The organism is Brevibacterium sp. NPDC049920, from assembly GCF_040656435.1.
GTDB lineage: Bacteria > Actinomycetota > Actinomycetes > Actinomycetales > Brevibacteriaceae > Brevibacterium > Brevibacterium pityocampae.
In genome coordinates this window covers 1-4,699 of the sequence record NZ_JBFAMF010000026.1, presented here as the reverse complement: position 1 = coordinate 4,699, position 4,699 = coordinate 1, and the positions used below count along the sequence as shown (strand labels likewise).

At 60.4% G+C, this 4,699-nt stretch carries 3 protein-coding genes and 2 pseudogenes; 2 read left to right on the top strand and 3 right to left on the bottom strand.

Translation table 11 applies throughout. The annotated features are described in order from the left end of the window. Positions 1 to 143: 143 nt before the first annotated feature. A pseudogene (locus AB0I45_RS13815) lies at positions 144 to 824 on the bottom strand (transposase family protein); the annotation flags it as partial. A gap of 167 nt (positions 825 to 991) precedes the next feature. On the opposite strand from AB0I45_RS13815, the gene AB0I45_RS13810 reads away from it, so the two are divergent. Beyond that, entirely contained in the window at positions 992 to 1,126 is a 135-nt protein-coding gene (locus tag AB0I45_RS13810; protein ID WP_282599429.1) for a hypothetical protein, read from the top strand. 19 nt (positions 1,127 to 1,145) lie between these two features. Continuing rightward, positions 1,146 to 1,415, top strand: a pseudogene (locus AB0I45_RS13805) (MmcQ/YjbR family DNA-binding protein); the annotation flags it as partial. Positions 1,416 to 1,432: 17 nt separating this feature from the next. On the opposite strand, the gene AB0I45_RS13800 reads toward AB0I45_RS13805, so the two are convergent. Together AB0I45_RS13800 and AB0I45_RS13795 are read right to left on the bottom strand one after the other, a co-directional pair. Continuing rightward, positions 1,433 to 2,473, bottom strand: coding sequence for a methionine synthase (locus AB0I45_RS13800; RefSeq protein ID WP_137319981.1), 1,041 nt, complete (start codon positions 2,471 to 2,473; stop codon positions 1,433 to 1,435). Next, positions 2,470 to 3,474: a putative oxygenase MesX gene (locus tag AB0I45_RS13795; RefSeq protein WP_137319980.1), complete on the bottom strand. Its 1,005-nt coding sequence runs from the start codon at positions 3,472 to 3,474 to the stop codon at positions 2,470 to 2,472. Before AB0I45_RS13795 ends, AB0I45_RS13800 begins: the two co-directional genes overlap by 4 nt. Between the last annotated feature and the right edge of the window lie 1,225 nt (positions 3,475 to 4,699).

The window sequence follows — 4,699 nt, the reverse complement described above, 5'->3', positions numbered from 1 at the left end:
ACTGGGTCGAGCGGACCTACCACCGGAAGCGTCGGCAACGGCGTTTGGGTAAACTGACTCCGGTTGAATACGAGCTTGTTCACCACAAGGCCGTCGCTCTGGCGGCATAAACCCCGGAGTCAACTAAACCGTCAGCAGTCCCCCTCGATCCCCTCCCTGAACCCCTCGCTCTGAGCATCCAGCCAGGTCTTGAACACCTGCTTGGAACGACCCGGGACCATGTCCAGCAGCCGGGCAGGGCCGCGGCGTTCCTTCACCGGGGTCAGATCGATGACCACGGTGACATAGTGGGAGCCGCGCCCGGTGTGGCGCCAGCAATGCTCATCAACACCTATGACCTTCACCCCGTCGAACCGGTGAGGGTCCTCAATGAGCAGGTCCCGGCCGGCGGCCAACACGGCGTCGTTGACGGTATGCCAAGAGCAGGCCAGTGCGGCGGCGACCCTTGCGATGCTCATCCTGTCGATCACCACCGACTTCAGGGCCCACAGCACCGCATGCCTGCTCAACTTCGCCCGCGGTGCCGCCGCTGTGGTGGTGTCCTGGCGCCAGACGATGCCACAGTCAGCACATCGGTATCGGCGAACCCGAACCCACAGCACCGTGGGTCGCCACCCCAACGGTAGGTGCGCCAGCTTCCGGACTACCGTGCCCCGCGGCAGCCCCTCTGCGCCACAGTTACGGCACCATGGATCGTCTTCGATGACTCTGCATTCCAGGATGGCCCGGTCGCGGCGGATCTGTTGGCCGGTGACCATCAGGCCGAGGGAGTCGAGGAGGCAGAAGCTGTTGAGGTCAGGGGTGGTGAAAGTAGGCTGGGGCATCGTCGAGGTCTTCTGGATGGATTGGTGTAAGAACCTCCATCTTCGGAAGGCCTCGACCTCTATCCACCTATCGCCACGCCGACCCTGATCCTCATCCCCGCCTCTACACCCTCAAACGCGAAGAGCCATCAAATTTCGACTCACTGTGGGTGATCGAGGAGATGGGCATGGATCCGATCTCCTATGCCACGGTGAAGCGGTGGCTGTCGATCTACGCCACCGAGAAGTTCCGCCGCCGGCTGGCCGCAGCCCTAGAAGCTCAGCACCATCCACGACACCATCCAGGGTGCACACTAACCTGATAAAAGTCGGGTCCGGGGCAAGGTGTTCATGCTCCAGACTGAGGTCACCGGTGAACCGCTGGTGGTCCTGAAAGCCTCACCAGAGGATGCGAGCTTCCTGCGCGAGCACCACAGCCACATCACCCCCGGGTATCACATGAAAAAGAAGCACTGGATCACCCTGCATGCCGACGGCGACGTCGACAAACAGATGGTGGACGATCTGGTCACTGAGTCCTACCTTTTGGTTGTGGAGAAGAACCTCCCCCGGCGGGAGTGGCCCGTGAACCCGGAGACCTTCGGCAGCTGACAGGGTGGTGGTCACCCTTAGGCGGCGGGCTCTGTAGAAAGCTCTCTGCGAACGATTTCCGCCCCGGCGCTCAAGGCGCCCAGCTTGGCCCGGGCCACACTACGTGACAGAGGAGCCATCCCACAGTTGGTGGAGGCCCAGAGCTTATCGGCGTCGACAAACTGCAGTGCATTGCGCAGGGTCGCGGCAACCTCTTCAGGTGTCTCCACAGCGGTATTGGCCACATCGATCGCGCCGACCATCAGCTTCTTACCGCGGACCAGCTCGAGAAGGTCAGTGGGCACATGGGAGTTATGGCATTCCAGCGAGACGATATCGAGGCTCGACTTCTGGATCTGAGGGAAGGTCTCCTCGTATTGGCGCCACTCGGAGCCCAGGGTCTTCTTCCAGTTGGTATTGGCCTCAATCCCGTAGCCGTAGCAGATATGCACGGCCGTTTCGCAGCTGAGCCCCTCGGCGGCTCGCTCCAGAGCAGCGATACCCCATTCGTTGACCTCATCGAAGAAGACGTTGAAGGCCGGCTCATCGAATTGGACGATATCTACACCAGCGGCTGCTAGTTCCTTAGCCTCCTGGTTGAGGATCTCGGCGAACTTCCAGGCCAGTTCTGCACGGCTGCCGTAGCGAGCATCGTAGAGGGTGTCGACCATAGTCATCGGCCCGGGCAGAGCCCATTTGATGGGCGCGTCAGTATGTGCTCGTAGGGTCTCAGCATCGGCGACAAAGACCGGACCTTTGCGGGTGACATCATCGACCACCACGGGCACCGAGGCGTCATAGCGGTCTCGGATTCGCACCACCTTGCGGTTCTCGAAGTCCACCCCATTGAGGTTCTCGATGAAGGTTGTGACGAAATGCTGGCGGGTCTGTTCGCCATCGCTGACGATGTCGATTCCCTCGGCCCGCTGGTCTGCCAGGGCCAGGAGCAGGGCGTCCCGTTTGCCCTCGGTAAGGGCTTCGCCCTCGAGTTTCCAAGGTGACCAGAGTGTCTCTGGCTGGGCCAGCCAGGAGGGCTTGGGGAGGCTTCCGGCGGATGTGGTGGGCAGAAGTTTGTTCATGATGTCATTCCCTGAAGTTGGTGGTGGTAGTCCGAGTAGCGAGCAGACCACTGCTCAAGAGTTTTCCCATGCGGGATGATGAGGTTCTCCTGGACGAACCTGCCCTGCTCCGCACCAAGACGAGCACGCTCGTCTCTGTCGTAGACGATCCCGGTTGCCGAGAAGTCCGAGTGCTTCAAGCTGGGCTGATAAGCATCGCCAGCCGGGGTGTTGGCGTTGTAGATCTCAGGCCGGTAGATCTTCTGGAAGGTCTCCATAGTGCTGATCGTGGCGATCAGTTCCAGATTGGTGTAGTCCTCGAGGAGATCACCGAGGAAGTAGAAAGCCAACGGTGCGGCACTCTTGGGCGGCATGAAGTAGCGGACCCGCATGCCCATCTTCCCGAAGTACTGATCAGTCAAGGAGAACTCATCCTGCTGATACTCGACGCCAAGAACGGGGTGCTCATATCCCGTGCGGTGGTAGGTTCTGCTGGTGGAGACGCTGATGCAGATCACCGGCAGCTTGCTGAAGTGTGTGGCGTAGGTGTCTGAGGCGAGGAGGCCCTTGAAGAGATTGCCGTGGAGCTCCCCGAAGTCCTCCGGCAGTGCTGATCCGTTCCTGCTGCATTCGGGAAGCCGGATACTGAAGTCGTAGTCACGCACATAGGAGGAGAAGTTATTGCCCACAATCCCTTCAAAGCGTTCACCTTGTTGAGTGTCCACCACGGTGGTTTGCAGCATTTCGATCACCGGGAATGAGGCGGCACCTTCTTCTGCCTGAAGTTCGATGTTCACCGAGACAATATCGAGCTCAACCCGGTATCGGTCCCCACCTGCGTCCTCCTGCGAGGCCAGCTCATTGCAACGATCATCAATCATCGCCAGGGCCTTGCGCAGGTTCTGCTGCCGGTTCTCACCACGGGCAAGATTGGCGAAATTGGTCGTCAGGCGGGTGCCTTCCAGAGGCTGGTAGGTCACGTCGAAACGAGTCTTCTCAATGGAGAATGCCACCTCTGTCATCGCAGCAACACCGCCGGGGTCAGAGCAGCCTCGCGCTCAATGTGATGTGAAGAAGAGATCAGACGCATGATGCTTCGCCCGAAGCCAGGCGCTGGGTGCGAAGCTCCGGGCTGCTGTCCTTTCATAGGTCACGCCCCTAGGGAGTCCTCGCATCTGCGAAGACGCACTAGGAGCACACGGCTGTGTACAGGTGTTCGCAGCGGTGCCCGGCCGATTCCTGGCCAGACGCGAGGCTTCGCATACGCGCTGCAGATAAGGGCTTCACCGGCGCTGGAGCACCGTTTATGTTCAGCCCATCGCAGTCATACTAACAATATTGTTCAGTCTCGCGGGAAATGTACTAGCCTGTCGCAATCATGTGGATCCTGCCCGTGCCGCGGCCAAGGGGCACGAGGTAAAGGGAACACAGAGTTTGTCTCGCCGAATCCGCTGCCTGGCTAGAACAGCGGAGAGGCGTACGTGGTGAGGAAGACTGCGTGCATAGGAGGGCGAAGAGCAGGAACGTGGCTCCCATAGCGGACCCACCAGCTGGCTTGTCGGCCATCTCTCTGCGCAACCGCGGACGGGACGGGACGGTGAGGTTCATCGCTGAGAACAGCACCAGGAACCGACCCGACCGGATCCCTGGCTCCACCGAGAACGGAGCCACCACAGGCGGAGAGACTTCGGCCTGCCATAGCATCCGCAACCATCACCAGGGCTTCAGCCCGCTGTGACCAGCAAGCACAGCTAGAGTTTGGCCGCCGGAGGCGGCCCGGGGTTTTCGTGGAGAACGTGATCTTTCTCGGCGAAGGAGCTGTGCGAATGTCCTATCTGAACATTCTTTCCTCGGTGCCTCGGGTATGGATCGGGTGTTTGGCCTGTTACAACGCAGGCCGCCTCACCGGTGATTGATTCGAGGCAGCCACCGCCGATGAAGTCACCCTCGAACGGGTGCATGGTCGGCCCACCTCCCATGAGGAGCTCTGGGTCTTTGACCATGAGGGCCTGCCGGTCACCTCCGAGCTGAGCCCCCAGCATGCAGCTAGGCTCATCGGGCGGATCAACGAGGTCGACCTGACTTTTATCAGGGGGTCTGATTCTGGGGGTCGGCAGCTTGCTGACCTGGGGTTTCTATTAGTGGGTGCACATGTCCCGCGTCAAGTAGTTGGCAGGATTTCCTTGGTTTTGAATGTCGGGGTGGTGGGGTCGGCCAGGCCCCGGGTGCACCTCCTTGGGCCGGTTC

What these genes read in the sequence shown, in the direction of transcription:
- AB0I45_RS13800 (WP_137319981.1), bottom strand. Translation starts at nt 2,473, where the DNA reads ATGAACAAACTTCTGCCCACCACATCCGCCGGAAGCCTCCCCAAGCCC.
- AB0I45_RS13795 (WP_137319980.1), bottom strand. Translation starts at nt 3,474, where the DNA reads ATGACAGAGGTGGCATTCTCCATTGAGAAGACTCGTTTCGACGTGACC.
- AB0I45_RS13810 (WP_282599429.1), top strand. Translation starts at nt 992, where the DNA reads ATGGATCCGATCTCCTATGCCACGGTGAAGCGGTGGCTGTCGATCTAC.